The sequence below is a fragment of the Mycobacterium colombiense genome (assembly GCF_001672755.1).
In the GTDB taxonomy this organism is placed as follows: Bacteria; Actinomycetota; Actinomycetes; order Mycobacteriales; family Mycobacteriaceae; genus Mycobacterium; species Mycobacterium colombiense_C.
Window position 1 is genome coordinate 1 of the sequence record NZ_LZKI01000077.1, and the last position, 17,122, is coordinate 17,122.

Below are 17,122 nucleotides of genomic sequence, written 5' to 3' on the forward strand. Positions count from 1 at the left end.
TTGCTGTTGCCGTTGATCGCGAGGGTGTCCGGCACCTGCACGTAGATGGTCATAGACCCCGCTCCACCGCCGGGGCCCCCCGGGATCGCGACGTTGGAGATGCCTTTCCAGCCACACGAACTCAACACCATCGCGGCGACCAGCAGGGTCAGCCCCTGCCAGCTCCGCCGGCGAATCACCCGGAGCGCGCCCCTCATGGGCCGACGGTTCGGCTCGTTCCTCGCGCCGACAGCGCTCGTCACTCCCCTCACTGGCCGACGGTTCGGCTCGTTCCTCGCGCCGACAGCGCTCGTCACTCCCCTCACTGGCCACCTCCGAAGTCGGCGGGTGCCGCCGGGCCACCGGCGTTCGGCGCGGGTGCGGCCACCGGCGCCGGTGTCGGTGCGACCGGACCCGGGATCACCTCCGGCCCCGGCGGTGGAGCGGGGTCTATGACCATCTACGTGCAGGTGCCGGACACCCTCGCGATCAACGGCAACAGCAAGGTGATGGTCGCCGACGTCTTCGTCGGCTCGATCAAGGCCATCCAGTTGAAGAACTGGATCGCCACGCTGACGCTGGGCGTGGACAAGAACACCAAGCTGCCCAAGAACGCCACCGCCAAGATCGGCCAGACCTCGCTGCTGGGTTCGCAGCACGTCGAGCTCGCCGCCCCGCCGAACCCGTCGCCCGAGCTGCTCAAGAGCGGTGACACCATCCCGCTGAAGAACTCGCAGTCTTACCCGACGACCGAGCAGACGCTGGCCAGCCTGTCGCTGATCCTGCGCGGCGGCGGCATCCCGAACCTCGAGGTGCTGCAGAACGAGGTCTACAACATCTTCAACGGCCGCGGCGACCAGATCCGGGCGCTGCTCGGCAAGCTGGACACGTTCACCAACCAGCTCAACCAGCAGCGCGATGACATCACCCACGCCATCGACTCCACCAACCGGCTGCTGACCTACGTGGGCGGCCGCGCGGACGTCCTGGACCGGGTGCTGACCGACATCCCGCCGCTGATCAAATACTTCGCGAACAAGGACTATCAGCAGCATCTGATCAACGCCGTCGACTCGGTGGGACGCCTCAGCCAGGCGGCCGACCAGTACCTGTCGGAGGCGCGCGGTCCGCTGCACACCGACCTGCAGGCGCTGCAGTGCCCGCTGAAGGAGCTCGGCCGGGCCTCGCCGTACCTGACCGGCGCGCTGAAGCTGATCCTCACCCAGCCGTTCGACATCGACACGGTCCCGAAGATCTTCCGCGGCGACTACATCAACATCTCGCTGACGCTCGACCTGACCTACAGCGCCGTCGACAACGCGTTCCTCACCGGGACCGGATTGTCGGGAGCACTGCGGGCGCTCGAGCAGTCGTTCGGGCGCGATCCGGAGACGATGATCCCGGACGTGCGCTACACGCCGAACCCGAATGACGCACCGGGTGGACCGCTGGTGGAAAGGGCGGACAGAAGCCAATGCTGACTCCCTTCATCCGACGCCAGCTGATCGCCTTCGGGATCCTGACCGTCATCTCGCTGCTCGTGCTCGGGATCTATTACCTGCAGATCCCCAGCCTGGTCGGCATCGGCCGCTACACGCTGAAGGCCGACCTGCCCGCATCGGGTGGGCTGTATCCCACCGCCAACGTCACCTATCGCGGCATCACCATCGGCAAGGTGACCGACGTCGAGCCCACCGAGCGCGGCGCCCAGGCGACGATGAGCATCGACAGCCACTACAAGATCCCGATCGACGCCACGGCCAACGTGCACTCGGTCTCGGCCGTCGGTGAGCAGTACCTGGACCTGACGTCCAGCGGGAACCCCGGCAAGTACCTGGCCGACGGGCAGACCATCACGAAGGGCACCGTGCCCGCCGAGATCGGGCCCGCCCTGGACACGGCGAACCGCGGGCTGTCGGTGCTGCCCAAGGAGAAGATCGGCCAGCTGCTCGACGAGACGGCGCAATCCGTCGGCGGGTTGGGCCCCAATCTGCAGCGGTTGGTCGACGCGACACAGGCGATCGTCGGCGACTTCAAAAACCAGATGACCGACGTCAACGACATCATCCAGAACTCGGGGCCGGTGCTGGACAGCCAGGTCAAATCGAGTGACAACATCGAGCGCTGGGCCCGCAACCTGAACAGGCTGGGCGCTCAGTCCGCCCAGGAGGACCCACACCTGAAAAGCCTGCTGCGCCAGGCGGCGCCGACGGCCGACCAGGTCAACTCGGTCTTCAACGACGTGCGGGATTCGCTGCCGCAGACGCTGGCCAACCTCGAGGTCGTCTTCGACCTGCTCAAGCGCTACCACACCGGCGTCGAGCAGGTCCTGGTGTTCCTCCCGCAGGGTGCGTCGATCGCCCAGACGGTGGCCGCACCGTTCCCCAACATGGCCGCGCTCGACCTGGCGCTGTCGATCAACCAGCCGCCGCCGTGTCTGACGGGGTTCATCCCGGCCCCGGAGTGGCGGTCCCCGGCGGACACCAGCATCCAGCCGTTGCCCACGGGCACGTACTGCAAGATCCCGATGGACACCCCGGCGAACAGCGTGCGCGGGTCGCGCAACATCCCGTGTACGGACATTCCGGGCAAACGGGCCGCGACTCCGCGCGAATGCCGCGACCCCAAGCCGTATGTGCCGGCGGGTACCAACCCCTGGTACGGCGACCCCAACCAGACCCTGACGTGCCCCGCCCCGTCGGCGCGCTGTGACCAGCCGGTGAAGCCGGGCATGGTGATCCCCGCGCCGTCGGTGGACAACGGGCTCAACCCGGCACCCTCGGACCGCGTCGCGGGCACACCCCCGCCGACCAGCGATCCGTTGTCCCGGCCGGGGTCGGGTACCGTGCAGTGCAATGGCCAGCAGCCCAACCCCTGTGTCTACAAACCCAGCGGGCCTCCCTCGGCGATCTACAGTCCCCAAAGCGGTGAACTGGTAGGGCCAGACGGAGTTAAATACTCCGTCGAGAACTCGACCAGAACAGGAGACGATGGATGGAAGGAGATGCTGGCACCAGCCGGCTGAACCCCATCGACACGGACGATTCGTTGATTACCCAAGACCAGAACGAGGATTCGGCGGCACCCGAGAACGGAGCCGAGCAAACCGGTCCGCAGGACACTTCCGAGGATGCGGTGGAATCCACGGACGGTGCTGCCGACACTGACGCGTCCGACTCCGGCGACACCGCCGAGTCCGAGGGCGCCACCGAGTCCGGCGGCGCTAGCGAGGATGACGCGGAATCCGGGCAGCCTACGGTGGCCGCACCGCGAGGCCCGTCCCGGGTGGGCCGCGGATGGCTGGCCGCGATCGCCGCGGTGCTGGTGCTGTGCGCCCTCGCCGTCGGCGGGGGCGGCTACCTTGCGCTGCACTACCACCACCAAGGCCAGCGGATCGCCCGTAACGACGCCGCGGCGCTGAAGGCGGCGGTGGAATGCGTGTCGGCGACCCAGGCGCCGGACACCAACGCGATGACCGCGAGCGAGCAGAAGATCGTCGACTGCGGTACGGACGCGTTCCGCTCGCAGGCGCTGCTCTACACCAGCATGCTCGTGCAGGCGTATCAGGCCGCGAACATCCACGTTCAGGTGTCGGATGTGCGGGCGGCCGTCGAGCGCAACAACCCCGACGGTTCGATCGACATCCTCGTCGCGCTGCGCGTCAAGGTGGCCAGCGACCAGAACCAGAGCGAAGCCGGCTACCGGCTGCGCGTGAAGATGGCCTTCGCCGAGGGGCAGTACAAGATTTCGAAGCTCGACCAGGTGACGAAGTGACGGTGGTGGTCGAACAGACTGCGCCCACGGTAATCCAGGAGTCACCGCGAGAAGGCTTGGCGCCCTGGCATTCTCGCGTTCACGCATTCGCCGTCGACGTGCTGCCGGGCCTCGCGGTGATCATCACGATGGCGCTGGTGTTGCGCACCCTGCCGGCCCACGGCGCGTGGTGGTGGCTGGCCATCTCCGTCCTCGGCGTCGTCACCCTGCTGGTGCTCGTCAATCGGCTGCTGCTGCCGGTGATCACCGGCTGGAGCCTGGGCCGCGCGCTGGTCGGCATCGCGGTGACACGACGCTCAGGCGATGCGCCGGGCCCGTGGACCCTGCTGCTCCGGGACATCGCCCACCTGCTCGATACCGTCTCGATCGTGGGATGGCTTTGGCCCCTGTGGGATTCACGCCGCCGCACGTTCGCCGACATGCTGGTGCGCACCGAAGTGCGCCCCCTCGACCCGGGCGCGGTGCCGGCCCGCATCCGGCGCTGGACCGCGGTCGCGGTGTCGAGCGCGGCGGCGCTCTGCCTGGCCGGGACCGCGATCAGCTATTTCGTGGTGTACGCCACGGACCGGGCGACCGATCAGACCCGCGCCCAGATCGCCACGCAGGGACCGAAGATCGTCGCCCAGATGCTGACGTACGACCCCAAGTCGCTGCACGACGACTTCACGCGCGCCCTGTCGCTGGCGACCGACAAGTATCGGCCCCAGCTGGCCGCCCAGCAGGACCTGGTGCAGAAGGGGCACCCGGTCATCAACGAGTACTGGGTCACCAACAGCTCCATCGAATCGGCGGGCCCCGACCGGGCGACGATGCTGCTGTTCATGCAGGGCCGGCGCGGCATCGGGCCCGAGCAGCGCTACATCAGCGCCACCGTGCGGGTGAACTTCACCAAGGGCGGCGGGAACACCTGGCGCGTGGACGATCTCGACGTCCTGACCAAGCCGAAGCAGCCCGGGGGCGGAAAATGAGCCCGCGGCGCAGGTTTGCACCCGACGACCGGCCCCTGCTCGTCGCGCGCCCGGTCGAGGCCGAGGCTCGGCGGCCATGGCTGGTGCCGTTGGCCGGCACGGTCGCGGCGCTGCTTATGGTCGCCGCGATCACTGCCTGCGCGCTGATGCTCGGCTCGCATGCATCCCGGGCGCGCACCGCGGCGAAGGACCGCGAGGTGCTCAGCTACGTGACCGGGTTCATGACGCAGTTCACCTCCATCGATCCCTTTCACGCCAACGACTATGTGAACCGGATATTGGCGCAGGCGACCGGCGACTTCGCCAAGCAGTACCAGCAGAACGCCAACGAGATCCTGCTCCAGGTCGCGAGGGCCGAACCGGCCACCGGCAGCGTCCTGGACGCCGGCCTGGAGCGATGGAACGACGACGGCAGCGTCAGCGTCATGGTGGCCACGGCGATCACCACCAAGTCGCCGGACGAAAAACAGGTCTTGGAGAACACCAACCGTTGGGCGGCAACCGCGACGCAGGAAGGGAACCAGTGGAAGATCAGCAGCCTGCAGCAGGTGATGTGACCGCCGAGGAGCAACCGGCCGTCGCCCCCGAGACCGAGGCGACGGGCGCGGCAGAGGGCGACGGCTCGCAGCCGCGCGACGAAAAGGCGGATGCGACAACGGAGCCCGACGCTGGCGACGAGGCCGCGTCGGACGGGGCCGATGCCGAGGCCGCCGACGAGGACGCGGAACAGACCACCGACGCGGCACCGGCCGACGGCGCGGGAAAGAAGCGGCGGGCCGGTAAGGCCTGGGCCGTCGTCGCCATGATCGCCGCCCTGCTGTTCGTCGGGTCCGCCGCGTTCGCCGGTGCGATGATGCAGCCGTACCTGGCCGATCGGGCCACCGCCGCAACGAAACTGAACGTCGCGCGGACCGCCGCCAACGCGATCACCACGCTGTGGACGTACACGCCGGAAAACATGGACACGCTCGCCGACCGCGCATCCCGCTATCTCAGCGGCGATTTCGAGGCGCAGTACCGCAAATTCGTTGACGCTATCGTGGCCCCCAACAAGCAGGCCAAGATCAGCAACAGCACCGAGGTCACCGGAGCGGCGGTCGAGACGCTGGACGACCCCAACGCTTCGGTGATCGTCTACACGAACACGACCTCCACCAGCCCGCTGACCAAGAACGTCCCGTCACTGAAGTACCTGTCGTACCGGCTGTTCCTGAAGCGGTCCGACAGCCGTTGGCTGGTGACCAGGATGACGACGATCACGTCGCTGGATCTGACGCCGAAGGTTTAGCGCCATCGGCGGGCGGTGCCGAAATATACTGCACCGCATGGCTGCCACGTTCCCGGTATCCGAACGATGGACCGTAGCAGCGTTGCTGCTGTTGACCTTCGCCACCGGATTGGCCGACTCGATCAGCATCCTGGCGCTCGGCCACGTGTTCGTCGCCAACATGACCGGCAACGTGATCTTCCTGGGGTTCTGGCTGGCCCCGAGCACCACCATCGACCTGACCGCCGTCGCGGTGGCCCTGCCGACATTCGTCAGCACCACGATCGTCAGTGGTCGCCTGTCACGACACTTCGGTCCGCGCACGCGACCGTGGATTACCACGGTGCTGGCAACCGAGATCGTCCTGCTGGTGGCGCTGGCCATCCTGGCGGGGGCGGGAGTGCTGCGCTACCAAGGTAATTCGAAGCTGATCATGATCGGAATCCTGGCGGTGACCTTCGGCCTACAACATTCGAGTGCGCGCCAGTTCGGCATCCAGGAGCTGTCCACCACAGTGCTGACGTCGACGATCGTCAGCCTCGGCCTGGACAGCCACCTGGCCGGCGGCACCGGCGAACGTCACAGGCTGCGCATCGGCGTGGTCGCCACCATGTGCGCCGGCGCCTTCCTCGGCGCGACGATGTCGAGGTACGTGATCGCCCCGGTGTTCGTGGTCGCCGCGGCGGTGATAGCGGCGAGCCTGCTGATCTTCCGGTGCGGGCCGTCGTCGGCGAAAACTGCTGTCGCCGTTCCTAGTTGAACGCCAACCAGCTAGGCAGCGCCCGCTCGTGCGAATCGCAGAGCACCTGGCGGGTGTCGCACGAGCCGCGCGGTGATCCCGCGCCGGCCCACATGCCGCCGGTGTCGCGGCGCAGCACGATGGCCGACGAGCCGCCGCCGTCGAGCAGCACGGCGTTATCGCTGCCCAGTCCGCGGAACAGGTCCTGCATGTTGTCCGGGGTGTAGTTGCCGCCCTCGAAGATGTACATCTCGTCCTTTTGCCTGGCGTAGGCCAGCGCCGTTCGGGCCGCGCTGGGCCCCCCGTCGTGCAGCTGTCCGGTGTTGCCGGGCGCCAAAAGCCCGATGCCCGAGACCGCGACGAACTTCTCGTTCTTGTTGAGCAGGTCGGCGACCACCGGGGTGGCGGCGTCGTAGTCGCTCTTCGTCCTGGGCCACACCACATATGGGGCGCCACCGGACGGCAGGATCATGGTCGACAGGGCGCTCCAGCTTTCGCCGCCACCGGACAGGCCCTGCTTGCCGGGGTAGGCGACGGTGCCGGTGACCGCCTGGTTGGCGCGGCCCTGGCCCTGGGTGTTGTCGACGAAGGCGCCCAGCGGTGAGCTGCAGCCGGTCTGGCGCCACGAGCCGCCCTTCTGGCCGCGGACGTCGAAGAAGTTGGCGTTGATCGCGATGGTCGGCTGGCCCATGCGCTGCCAGGCCTGCAGCGGGGCGTACAGCTCCGAGGCCTGCCAGAGGCCCTCGGCGGTGCGGGCGCCGGGGTTGTTTTCGCACCGGGCCTGATCGCCCTGGTGCGTGTCGACCAGCAGGTGCGGCGACAGGCGTCCCGCCGCGTTCTTGATGATCATCAGGTGGCCGCCGTTGTTCATCTCATACCAGCTGCCACCGGCGTTGAGCATCGGCGCGGGATGGCCGGGGCCGAAGTTGTAGACCAGGTAGGAACCACGGGTGCTGCCGATGGCGTTGGCCAGCAGATCGCGGCCGTCGGCGGCCCGGGCGAGGGGCTGTCCGGAGGTGACGGCGAGGGTGAGGCAGGCAACGACGGCGGCGCAGCACGCCGCGAGCCGGCGGAAGCTGGCGCGTCGGGTCAGCACGATAGCCTTTCCGCCAGGTACAAATGCAACAGAAACATCATCAGTCTCAGAAGTCACACTGTCAACAATAATAACGGTGCGGTGACGGTAGGGCTACGCGCGAATTACGCTTGCTCGCTTGAACTTTCGGGTCCGGTGGCGGCGGGCTCGGCCGGTTCCGCGGCGGTCGGCTCCGGCCCGGCCGGCTCGCTGTCGGCAGCCGGGGCGGCGGGCCCGTCCGCATGCTTGCCGCGGCGGGTTTGGTGCTGCGCCTGGTGCTCCTGGGCGATAGCAAGTTCGACCGCACCCTGAATCCGGTGAAAACCCTTGCGGTCGTAGAGGTGTGTGACGATGCCACCGAGCAGCAGCCCGATCACGAGGCCGATCGTCGTCATGGTCAGCGCCTGCGTCAGGCCGGCATCGCCGCGGCCGCCGAAGTACAGCAGCGACCGGGCCCCGAGGAAGACCTGGTGCATCGGTTCGAATTCGGCTAGCCAGCGGAAGAAGGACGGCGTCGCCTCCAGCGGCACCGTGGCGCCGGCCGACGGCAAACCGAGGATGACGAAGATGAGCATGCTGACCAACATTCCGGCGGTGCCCAGCACCGAGAGCAGGGAACTGGACGTGATGCCGACGGCGGCGATCGCAAACACGCCGAACGCCCACAGCTGCCAGCTGTGATCGATGGGCATGCCCAGCCCGTCGGCGATCGCCAGGTACACCGCCGAGGTCAGCAACCCGAGCAGCACCATCATGGCCCACTTCAGCAGCAGCGTCTGAAATCTGGAGATCTTGACCTGCTCGGCGAAACGGTACACGGGGCCGAATTCGGCCGGCACATAACCGAGCAACGCGTCCACCAGCGTGCTGACCACGATGCTGCCGGTGAAGCCGGCCAGCAGCAGCAAGAGCGCGTAGTAGAAGGCCGACAGGCCGTTGCCGGTGCCGTTGGGCAGCGGGTTGTAGACGTTCGACTGGATCTCGATCGGCGCGCTCAGGCCGACCTGGGCCGCCCCGGCCAGCGGTGCACCGCCGGTTTGCGCGGCCACCTCGGCCATAACCCGTTGCCCGGCTTCGCCATTGGCGATCCCCATCGCCGTGTTGAGGGTCTGGCCGGCGATACTCGCCCCCAGGGTGCCGGCCCGCGGATTGGTGGAGACCGTGATCGACGGGCGGTCCGCGCGGTCCGGCAGCACCGCGCTGGTCGCGAAGTCCCGCAGCTTCGACGAGAAGCTCGGTGGTATCAGCACCTGGCCGTACACCCGGCCGGTGTCCAGTTGCTGCCGGGCCTCGCTACGGGAGAGCACTCGAACGTCGAACTTGTTCTTGTCCAACCCATTGACCAGCCGGTCGGCGATCTGGGCGCCCCCGGGACCGGCGTCCTCGTTCACCACCGCGATGGGGAAATGGCGCAGGTTGGTTGTCGGATTCAGGATGCCGCCGAGGTAGAGCGCGCACAACGCCGACATCAGCGCCACGGTGATGACCAGGGGGGCCGCCCAGAACCGCACGGTGCGGATCGCCTTGATGTTCCGGTTGGGGTTGGGCGCCGCGTGCTGCGGGTTCGAGTGAGGCATGCCGACTCCTGTCTGTCGTGCCCACTCTATGGGCTGCGGCGCCGACCCTCTATGGGATGCGGCGCGCGATGGCTCAGTCACCCAGCTTCGCGTGCATCTCCCAGATCAGCAGTTCCGACGGCTCGCCCGCCGACACGCGCCGGCCGTCCGCATCGGAGAATCGCACGGCGTCGCCCTCGCTCACCGCGCCGATTCCTTCCACGCTGACCCGGCCCCGGGCTACGAAAAGGTGCAGGTAGGGAGCCCGCGGAAGGCTCACCGCCGCCCCGGCCGGCAATCGGGTTGCATGCAGCGCGGCGTTGCGGTTGTGCAGGGTGATCGCGGCGTCGTGTGCGGGCATCCCTGAGGCGATCGGCACAAGGTTGCTTGCCAGCAGCCTCTCGTCGATCTCGTGCTGTTGGTAGCTTGGCTGCACCCCGGCCTCGTCGGGCATCACCCACATCTGCACGAAATGAACCGGCTCACTGGGGGAGTCGTTTCGCTCGGAGTGCAGAATTCCGCTGCCCGCCGACATGCGTTGTGCCAGACCGGGATAGATTACGCCGCGATTGCCGGCAGAGTCATGGTGTGACAGTTCGCCGCGCAGCACCCAGGTCACGATCTCCATGTCCCGGTGTGGGTGGGTGTCGAATCCCGTACCCGGCGAGACGATGTCGTCGTTGTTCACCAGTAGAAGCCCGAAATGGGTGTTGTCCGGATCGTAGTGGTCGCCGAAGGAGAAAGAGTGCCGGGAGGTCAGCCAGGGGGTACTGGTGACGGCCCGGGCTGCCGCATCCCTGATCTCCGTGCTGGCGGGCATCACCCCAGCCTAATCGTCGGCCGCGTCAGGGCACCGTCGCGGCCAGCAGCCCCTGCGCGTGCCGCAGCGCGGCGTCGAGTTCCGGCAGGGTCAGCCCGGTGGCGTGACCCAGGTGCATCTCGATTTGGTACTCGGGCTGGCCGTCATGGGCGAATATCGGCAGGACGACGAATTCCGTTGTCGATAACTCTGTTTCGAGGACATCGGTGACCGACTGCAGGGTCACCATCGTCATCAGCGTGGTGAGCTGGCGGGTGACCTGCGCCGTCGGCTCCAGCGAGGCCAGCACGTCGGCCAACCGGGTGCGCAGCGAGCGGTGGGTGTCGTCGAACCGCCAGGCGCCGTAGCCGCGGGCGCGGATACTCGCCAGTACCCGCTGGTGCTCGGCGATTTCGCCGCGCGTGAGCCTGGGCATCACGCGGCGCAACCACGCATCGACAAAGTCGTCGTCGCGCCAGGCCATGGCGACCAGACCGAACGGCGGGTCGATGGGGAAGCGTTGACCCACGGCATGCTCGCCGTCGGGGCCGTGGCCGACCGCGTCGACGGTGGTCAAATGCCGTGCGCCGATCCTGGACATCGAGCAGCGCGCGCCGAGCGTGTCGTGCAGAAAGCGCAGCGCGTCACGCCCGCGGTCCAGCAACGGGAACTGGTCGCGCAGCCCGTGGACCAGCCCGAACAATCCGCTGCCCAGCACGTAGCGGCGATTGGCGCGGCGTGCCACCCACGCCCGTCGCTCCAGTTCGGCCAGCACCAGGGCGCAGGTCGAGGTGCTGATCGCGCAGCTCTTGGCCAGCTCGGCCGAGGTGAGGCCGGACCTCGAATTCGCCAGGGCCGTAAGGACATCCATCGCCCGCGCGGTGGGCGGTGACTTGGCACCCGATTCGCTTGGCGGCTCGGCCATTGACGTACCCACCGCCACCTCCCTACGATCCGTCCAAAATCCAAGAATATCCGTCCTAATATTAGGAGATAGACGTGTTCAAGGTGGGGGTATGGGGTCCGGGATCCATGGGCGTGATCGCCCTGCGTGGCGTGATCGACCATCCGGAGCTTGAACTGGTCGCTGTCGTGGTGCACAGCGATGCGAAGGCCGGCCGCGACGCCGGCGAGTTGTGTGGCATCGCGCCTGTCGGCGTGGTGGCCACCCAGGACTCGGCGGCGCTGCTCGCCGGCGACGCCGACGTGGTGGTGTATGCCGCCGACGCCAACCTACGGCCGCTCGATGCTGTGGCCGACATGGTCTCGATCCTGCGGTCCGGCAAGAACGTGGTGTCCTGCTCGGTCGTGCCGCTGGTCTTTCCCGACGGGCTCGACGCCGCCTTCACCGGCTCGCTGCGGCAGGCCGCGCACGACGGGGGTGTGTCGTTCTTCACCACGGGCATCGACTCCGGGTTCGCCAATGACGTGCTGCCACTGGTGCTTACCGGCGTTTCTCGGGTGATCGAGTCGGTGCGGGTGACCGAGATGTTCAACTACGCGACCTACCCGGACAAGTCGGCGGTGTATGAGATCCTCGGGTTCGGCAAGCCGCCGGAATATCAGGCGTTCGCTGCCCAGCCCGGAATCTTCACCTTCGCTTGGGGACCCGTTCTGCACCAGCTCGCCGCGGGTCTGGGCGTCAAGGTCGACAGCATCGAGGAGGGCAACGAGCGGATTCCCGCCACCGAGTCCTTCGACACCCCCACCGGTCACATCGGCGCCGGAACCATCGCCGCGATGCGCTCCACGCTCACCGGGTATGTCGACGGGAAGCCGACTTTCGTGCTCGACCACGTGACGCGGATGCGCGACGACATCGCCCCCGACTGGCCGCAGCCGCACATCTCGATCCCGCCGAAGGACCTCGGCTACGGGCTGGCCTCCGGGCAGGGCCTCTACCGCGTGGAGATCGAGGGATCCCCGAGCATGCGGTGTGAATTCGAGATGGCCGAAGACCACGACCACGACCTCGGGGCGCGCATCGCGGGCGCCTCGCGGATGGTGAACGCCATCCCGGCGGTGTGCGCCGCCCCGCCCGGTCTGCTGTCGGCACTGGACCTGCCGATGGTCACCGGGGCCGGACTGGTCCGTCCGGTGCAGGGGCCGCCGCCGGACAGCCGGCTGTTTTAGCCCGGCGACGGCGAGCGCCGGAACGGCGCGAGTGAGGAGCCGGGCAATCGGACCTAAGCCCGCCCGCCGGGATACATCGCGGCGGCAAGCTGCAGGATCTCGGCGCGGTCGGCCGGCAGGATGAACCCGGCGCCGATCGCCGCGTCGAGGGCCCCGGTGAAGCTTTCCAGGTACTGGGTGCTGCCACCGGGATAGAGCCGCTGAATCGTGTTGGCGTCGAACAGCTCTCCGGAGCCGAAGATGGCCGACATGATGCTCTCGTCGCCGCCCAGGCCCGACGTCTTGGCGATCGGCACGTCCACCCATGGCGTCCTGATGCCGCCCCGGGCGATGCCGTTGCCATCCGGAACGGGTTGTGGCACAGAGCTTTCGCGCACCTCGAGCGGTTCGGCGCCCGGCGCCGGTTCGCCGGTGGCGACCCAGGTATCCAGCGCCGCGAGCGCCGCCTGCACCACATAGTGGTGCTGCGGGCCGAAGTTGATGTTGTGCGCCAGTTCCTGGCCCATCAACGTGTTGGTCGGCGTGTAGCCGGCCACGATGGACTCGAGCGGTGCCGAGCCGCTGTCGATGAACGCCACCTGGATCGTGTAGTTGTCGGCGTGGGCGGCACCGGCGATCTCCCAGACCCGCAGCCGGTCGTTGTCGGGCTGCCTGGCGAAGTAGTAGCCCTCGCGCGGGCCGCCGAAAACGTCGGTCTCGGTGATGACCGTGAGCAACGGGACGCGCAGTTCGGGGCGGAACGTAATCGCCTGCGTCACAGAGGATTCTTCGAAGATCGAGCTGCCGTCCAGCGGCGCGGCCGGGCCGAACCGGGAGTGGACCAGGAATCCGTCGTAACGGGGGGCAAGCGGATCGACGGCGTTGATGTAGGTGGTGAGGAACATCGCGGACTGGGATTCGCCCAGGGCGATGACGCGCTGCGCGGGCAGGTCGCGCAGGATCGCGCCGTGTTCGCCACTTTTGATGAGCGCGCCGATCTGGGAGTAGATGTCGTAAGAGAACTCGTCGCCCGGGTGGTGCAGGCCCGCATACCGTTGCGGATCTTGGCTTTTCAGTGACATGTGCGCGCCAAGCAGGCTCTCGCCGCCCTCGACCCCCACCCGCTGTGCCGACACCGCGACGTAGGCGTAACCGGAGCGCAGGATTTCGCGGTGCGCCATCATCCACACCGCGGCGGCATCGATGCCACCGCTGACGTTGAGCCATTCGACGAGCACCGTCCCGTTGAACCGGGCCGGGTCGGATGGCGTCAACGCCACGATGCGGGTGGTGTAATCGGCTGAGCCCGAAGGGGTTGCGTCCCAGCGGCCGTCGGGGCCCAGCTCGCTCACCGGGGCGTAGCTGCAGGCCGTGCCGGAGACGAAGAACTCCTCGACGGCGTAACCCAAGTCGGCGAGATCGAAAGCGCTCAGCAGCAGCGCCGGCTTGCCGGGGGCAGGCGTCACCTGGGTGGTCTTCGTCATGAAAGCAACCTTCTTACCTCTGGTCCGCGGACAGCGAACTGGGCAGCCCGAACTTTGTGAACAAGCTGTCGTCGAGGAAGGCCACCACATGGGACACCTTGCCGCCCTGCGCATCCAGCACGTGCAGCTGGAAGGGCACGTGCACGTCGCCGGCGCGCATGTACATCGCCGCGGCGAGCTGGCCGTTGGCGATCAGCGGCAGCATGCGCATGTCGCCGCTGCCCTCCGCCGGGCACTGTTGATGAATGAGGGTGACGATGGCGCCCGCGCCCCGATACCAGCCCGTGTACGGCGGCATCTCCCAGATGGCCTCGGCGGTGAACAGGTCGACCAGCCGATCGATGTCGTAGGTTTCGAACGCCGCGATGTAGCGTGCCAGCAGGTCCTGGGCCTCGGCCGAATCCGGCTGCACCAGTGCGTCTTCGGAGCTGGGCCCGGCCGCCTCGAGCTGCGAGCGGGCCCGTTGCAGCAGGCTGTTGACGGCGGTGGTGGTGGTGCCGACAGCGTCGGCGACCTCCGCGGAGCGCCATCCCAACACGTCGCGCAGCAGCAGCACCGCCCGCTGCCGGGGCGGAAGGTATTGCAGCGCAGCGACAAACGCCAACCGCACCGACTCCCGCGACCCGACGACGACGGACGGGTCGGCGGGATGCTCGGTCAGCTCCGGTAGCGGTTCCAGCCACGGCACCTCGCGTCGCTCCACCAGCTCGGCGGTCGGGTCCGAGCTCGGACCTCCCAGGCCCACCGGCAACGGCCTGCGCTGGCGCCCCTCCAGCGCGGTCAGGCAGGTGTTGGTGGCGATGCGGTGCAGCCAGGTCCGCATCGAGGACTTGCCTTCGAAACGGTCGTACGCCTTCCAGGCCCGCAGCAGGGTCTCTTGCACCAGGTCCTCCGCGTCGTGCAGGGATCCGGTCATTCGGTAGCAGTGGGCCAGCAGTTCGCGCCGATACGGTTCTGCGTGCGCCGAGAAATCCGCGCCGGCCGCCGGGTCACCTTCAGAGTTCTGCGCGAGAAGGCTCATCCGCATGAGCCTACGCAGTGTCTGCCACCGCGTCCCGCATCAGCAGCCATTACGCTGCCCCTAATGACTAGGACCTCCAAGTGAACCGCACCGAACGCAGTTTCGACGGGTTCGGCGGCGTGCGCATCGTCTACGACGTCTGGACACCCGACACCGCACCGCGGGCGGTCCTGGTGCTGTCACACGGTCTCGGCGAGTACGCCCGCCGCTACGACCACGTCGCGAAGCGCTTCGGCGAGGCGGGCCTGGTCACGTATGCGCTGGACCATCGCGGGCACGGCCGCTCCGGCGGTAAGCGGGTGCTGGTGCGCGACATCCACGAGTACACCGCTGACTTCGACACCCTGGTCGGCATCGCCACCCGGGAGCACCACGGCCTCAAGTGCATCGTGCTGGGGCACAGCATGGGCGGCGGCATCGTCTTCGCCTACGGCGTCGAACGTCCGGACAACTACGACCTGATGGTGCTCTCGGGGCCTGCGGTGGCGGCCCAGGATCAGGTGTCGCCGTTGCTGGCGCTGGCCGCCAAGGTGCTCGGCGCGGTCGTGCCCGGGCTGCCGGCACAAGAACTCGACGTCGACGCCATCTCGCGGGACCCCGCGGTGGTGGCCGCCTACAAAGACGATCCGCTGGTGTACCACGGCAAGGTGCCCGCGGGCATCGGGCGTGCGTTGCTGCAGGTCGGCGAGACCATGCCGCAGCGGGCGCCGGCCCTGACGGCGCCGCTGCTGGTGGTGCACGGCGAGCAGGACCGGCTGATCCCCGTCGCGGGCAGCCGTCGCCTGGTCGAGTGTGTCGGGTCCACCGACGTCGAGTTGAAGGTCTACCCGGGGCTCTACCACGAGGTTTTCAACGAGCCCGAGCGCGAGCAGGTGCTCGATGACGTGGTCTCCTGGATCACCGCTCGGCTGTGAGGCGGAGCGTGTCGGATCGCTTGAGTAGTTTGGCGCCATGACTCGCGCCGACGACGATGCAGAGCGAAGCGATGGGGAGGAGCGGCGCCATGACTCGCGCCGACGACGATGCAGAGCGAAGCGATGGGGAGGAGCGGCGCCATGACTGACGACAAGATGTTGGCGCGCATCGCCGCACTGCTGCGTCAGGCCGAGGGCACTGACAACACCCACGAAGCCGAAGCGTTCATGTCCGCCGCGCAGCGGCTCGCGACGGCCGCGTCCATCGACCTCGCGGTGGCGCGGTCGCATTCGGCCCAGCGGTCTGCGGCGCAGACGCCGACGCAGCGCACCATCACCATCGGGGCGGCGGGCACCAAGGGGTTACGCACGTACGTGCAGCTGTTCGTGCTGATCGCCTCGGCCAACGACGTGCGCTGCGACGTGGCCTCGAATTCGACGTTCGTGTACGCCTACGGGTTCGTCGAGGACATCGACGCCAGCCACGCCTTGTACGCCAGCCTGGTCGTCCAGATGGTCCGCGCGTCGGACGCCTACCTCGCCTCGGGCGCGCATCGTCCCACGCCGACGATCACCGCCCGGCTCAACTTTCAGCTGGCGTTCGGCGCGCGCGTCGGCCAGCGGCTGACCGAGGCCCGCGACCAGGCACGGCAGGAGGCCACCAAAGACCGCCGCCGATCGCCGGGCACCGCTATCGCATTGCGGGACAAGGAGATCGAGCTGGTGGACTATTACCGCGGCGCGTCGAAGGCGCGCGGCACCTGGCAGGCCAGCCGGGCGTCGGCCGGATATTCGTCGGCGGCGCGGCGCGCCGGCGACCGGGCCGGCAAGCGGGCGCGGCTCGGCAACAGCCCCGAACTTCCCGGGGCGCGGAGCGCGCTGAGCGGGTGACCGCGGGGAACTCCCCACGCCGGGATTCGCAACGCTCCAAGGTGTATGCCGCCGAGGAGTTCGTCCGGACGCTGTTCGACCGCGCCGCCCAGCACGGCTCGCAGGTGGTGGAGTTCTTCGGGACCCAGCTGACGCTGCCGCCCGAGGGCCGATTCGGTTCCGTGGCCTCCGCGCAGCGCTACGTAAACGACGTGCTGGCGCTCCCGGCGGTGCGGCAACGCTGGCCGGATGTGGCGCCGCTGCGAGTGCGGGGACGGCGCGCCGCAAGTGCCGCGCACTACGAAAACTACGATGGCACAGGCGTTATCGCGGTTCCCGACCGGGACACCGCCGATTGGGCGCTGCGCGAGCTGGTGATGCTGCACGAGGTGGCGCATCATTTGTGCCAGGCCGACCCGCCGCACGGCCCCGAGTTCGTTGCGACGATCTGTGAGCTGACGGAGCTGGTGATGGGACCGGAACTGGGCCACGTGCTGCGCGTGGTCTACGCCAAGGAGGGCGTCCGGTGAACCCCGCCGACGCCGACGCGCGGGCACTTGAGGT

At 68.1% G+C, this 17,122-nt stretch carries 15 protein-coding genes and 3 pseudogenes; 11 read left to right on the forward strand and 7 right to left on the reverse strand.

Annotated elements, in window-relative coordinates:
• Window positions 1–197: pseudogene (locus A5708_RS12020) on the reverse strand (mammalian cell entry protein); the annotation flags it as partial.
• A gap of 201 nt (window positions 198–398) precedes the next feature.
• Between A5708_RS12020 and A5708_RS12025 the strand changes: the two are divergent.
• The 7 genes and pseudogenes from A5708_RS12025 to A5708_RS12055 all read left to right on the forward strand — a co-directional run.
• Window positions 399–1,460 (forward strand): annotated as a pseudogene (locus tag A5708_RS12025) (virulence factor Mce family protein); the annotation flags it as partial.
• Entirely contained in the window at window positions 1,454–3,004 is a 1,551-nt protein-coding gene (locus A5708_RS12030) for a virulence factor Mce family protein (protein ID WP_065028852.1), read from the forward strand. The pseudogene A5708_RS12025 and the gene A5708_RS12030, both read left to right, overlap by 7 nt.
• Window positions 2,974–3,753 (forward strand): Mce protein, encoded by a 780-nt coding sequence (locus A5708_RS12035; protein WP_065028853.1) that lies wholly within the window; start codon window positions 2,974–2,976, stop codon window positions 3,751–3,753. Before A5708_RS12030 ends, A5708_RS12035 begins: the two co-directional genes overlap by 31 nt.
• Entirely contained in the window at window positions 3,750–4,721 is a 972-nt protein-coding gene (locus tag A5708_RS12040; RefSeq protein ID WP_065028854.1) for an RDD family protein, read from the forward strand. Before A5708_RS12035 ends, A5708_RS12040 begins: the two co-directional genes overlap by 4 nt.
• The gene (locus A5708_RS12045) at window positions 4,718–5,278 is read left to right on the forward strand and encodes a mammalian cell entry protein (RefSeq protein WP_065028855.1); all 561 of its coding nucleotides are present in this window, start codon (window positions 4,718–4,720) and stop codon (window positions 5,276–5,278) included. Before A5708_RS12040 ends, A5708_RS12045 begins: the two co-directional genes overlap by 4 nt.
• Window positions 5,245–6,009: a mammalian cell entry protein gene (locus tag A5708_RS12050; RefSeq protein WP_065028856.1), complete on the forward strand. Its 765-nt coding sequence runs from the start codon at window positions 5,245–5,247 to the stop codon at window positions 6,007–6,009. The genes A5708_RS12045 and A5708_RS12050 overlap by 34 nt, the downstream gene beginning before the upstream one ends.
• 37 nt (window positions 6,010–6,046) lie before the next feature.
• Window positions 6,047–6,748 (forward strand): YoaK family protein, encoded by a 702-nt coding sequence (locus A5708_RS12055; protein ID WP_065028857.1) that lies wholly within the window; start codon window positions 6,047–6,049, stop codon window positions 6,746–6,748.
• Here A5708_RS12055 and A5708_RS12060 read toward each other — a convergent pair.
• The 4 genes from A5708_RS12060 to A5708_RS12075 form a co-directional block, all read right to left on the reverse strand.
• Entirely contained in the window at window positions 6,741–7,880 is a 1,140-nt protein-coding gene (locus A5708_RS12060) for a phosphodiester glycosidase family protein (RefSeq protein ID WP_419538323.1), read from the reverse strand. The genes A5708_RS12055 and A5708_RS12060 overlap by 8 nt on opposite strands.
• A gap of 47 nt (window positions 7,881–7,927) precedes the next feature.
• Window positions 7,928–9,379, reverse strand: coding sequence for a YhgE/Pip domain-containing protein (locus A5708_RS12065; RefSeq protein ID WP_065028859.1), 1,452 nt, complete (start codon window positions 9,377–9,379; stop codon window positions 7,928–7,930).
• 73 nt (window positions 9,380–9,452) lie between these two features.
• A complete protein-coding gene (locus A5708_RS12070; protein WP_065028860.1) occupies window positions 9,453–10,178 on the reverse strand; it encodes a pirin family protein in 726 nt (241 codons plus the stop codon).
• 25 nt (window positions 10,179–10,203) lie between these two features.
• Window positions 10,204–11,028 (reverse strand): MarR family transcriptional regulator, encoded by an 825-nt coding sequence (locus tag A5708_RS12075; RefSeq protein ID WP_419538325.1) that lies wholly within the window; start codon window positions 11,026–11,028, stop codon window positions 10,204–10,206.
• 128 nt (window positions 11,029–11,156) lie between these two features.
• Between A5708_RS12075 and A5708_RS12080 the strand changes: the two genes are divergently transcribed.
• Window positions 11,157–12,290, forward strand: coding sequence for a dihydrodipicolinate reductase (locus A5708_RS12080; RefSeq protein WP_081292918.1), 1,134 nt, complete (start codon window positions 11,157–11,159; stop codon window positions 12,288–12,290).
• A 53-nt stretch (window positions 12,291–12,343) separates the two neighbouring features.
• On the opposite strand, the gene A5708_RS12085 is transcribed toward A5708_RS12080, so the two are convergent.
• A complete protein-coding gene (locus A5708_RS12085) occupies window positions 12,344–13,753 on the reverse strand; it encodes an alpha/beta hydrolase domain-containing protein (RefSeq protein ID WP_065028863.1) in 1,410 nt (469 codons plus the stop codon).
• Window positions 13,754–13,766: 13 nt separating this feature from the next.
• Window positions 13,767–14,901, reverse strand: a pseudogene (locus tag A5708_RS12090) (sigma-70 family RNA polymerase sigma factor).
• Between A5708_RS12090 and A5708_RS12095 the strand changes: the two are divergent.
• From A5708_RS12095 to A5708_RS12105, 3 genes are all read left to right on the forward strand, one after another.
• Window positions 14,894–15,688, forward strand: a complete 795-nt coding sequence (locus A5708_RS12095) for an alpha/beta hydrolase (protein WP_231117887.1) — start codon at window positions 14,894–14,896, stop codon at window positions 15,686–15,688. The pseudogene A5708_RS12090 and the gene A5708_RS12095 sit on opposite strands and share 8 nt — an antisense overlap.
• 141 nt (window positions 15,689–15,829) lie before the next feature.
• Window positions 15,830–16,579: a DUF2786 domain-containing protein gene (locus tag A5708_RS12100; protein WP_065028866.1), complete on the forward strand. Its 750-nt coding sequence runs from the start codon at window positions 15,830–15,832 to the stop codon at window positions 16,577–16,579.
• A complete protein-coding gene (locus A5708_RS12105) occupies window positions 16,576–17,088 on the forward strand; it encodes a TIGR04338 family metallohydrolase (protein ID WP_065028867.1) in 513 nt (170 codons plus the stop codon). The genes A5708_RS12100 and A5708_RS12105 overlap by 4 nt, the downstream gene beginning before the upstream one ends.
• The last annotated feature ends 34 nt before the right edge of the window (window positions 17,089–17,122 follow it).

Excerpts from the sequence above, each read along its gene's own strand:
- A5708_RS12030 (WP_065028852.1), top strand. The coding sequence starts at position 1,454 with ATGCTGACTCCCTTCATCCGACGCCAGCTGATCGCCTTCGGGATCCTG.
- A5708_RS12035 (WP_065028853.1), top strand. The coding sequence starts at position 2,974 with ATGGAAGGAGATGCTGGCACCAGCCGGCTGAACCCCATCGACACGGAC.
- A5708_RS12045 (WP_065028855.1), top strand. The coding sequence starts at position 4,718 with ATGAGCCCGCGGCGCAGGTTTGCACCCGACGACCGGCCCCTGCTCGTC.
- A5708_RS12055 (WP_065028857.1), top strand. The coding sequence starts at position 6,047 with ATGGCTGCCACGTTCCCGGTATCCGAACGATGGACCGTAGCAGCGTTG.
- A5708_RS12065 (WP_065028859.1), bottom strand. The coding sequence starts at position 9,379 with ATGCCTCACTCGAACCCGCAGCACGCGGCGCCCAACCCCAACCGGAAC.
- A5708_RS12070 (WP_065028860.1), bottom strand. The coding sequence starts at position 10,178 with ATGCCCGCCAGCACGGAGATCAGGGATGCGGCAGCCCGGGCCGTCACC.
- A5708_RS12075 (WP_419538325.1), bottom strand. The coding sequence starts at position 11,028 with ATGGATGTCCTTACGGCCCTGGCGAATTCGAGGTCCGGCCTCACCTCG.
- A5708_RS12085 (WP_065028863.1), bottom strand. The coding sequence starts at position 13,753 with ATGACGAAGACCACCCAGGTGACGCCTGCCCCCGGCAAGCCGGCGCTG.
- A5708_RS12100 (WP_065028866.1), top strand. The coding sequence starts at position 15,830 with ATGACTGACGACAAGATGTTGGCGCGCATCGCCGCACTGCTGCGTCAG.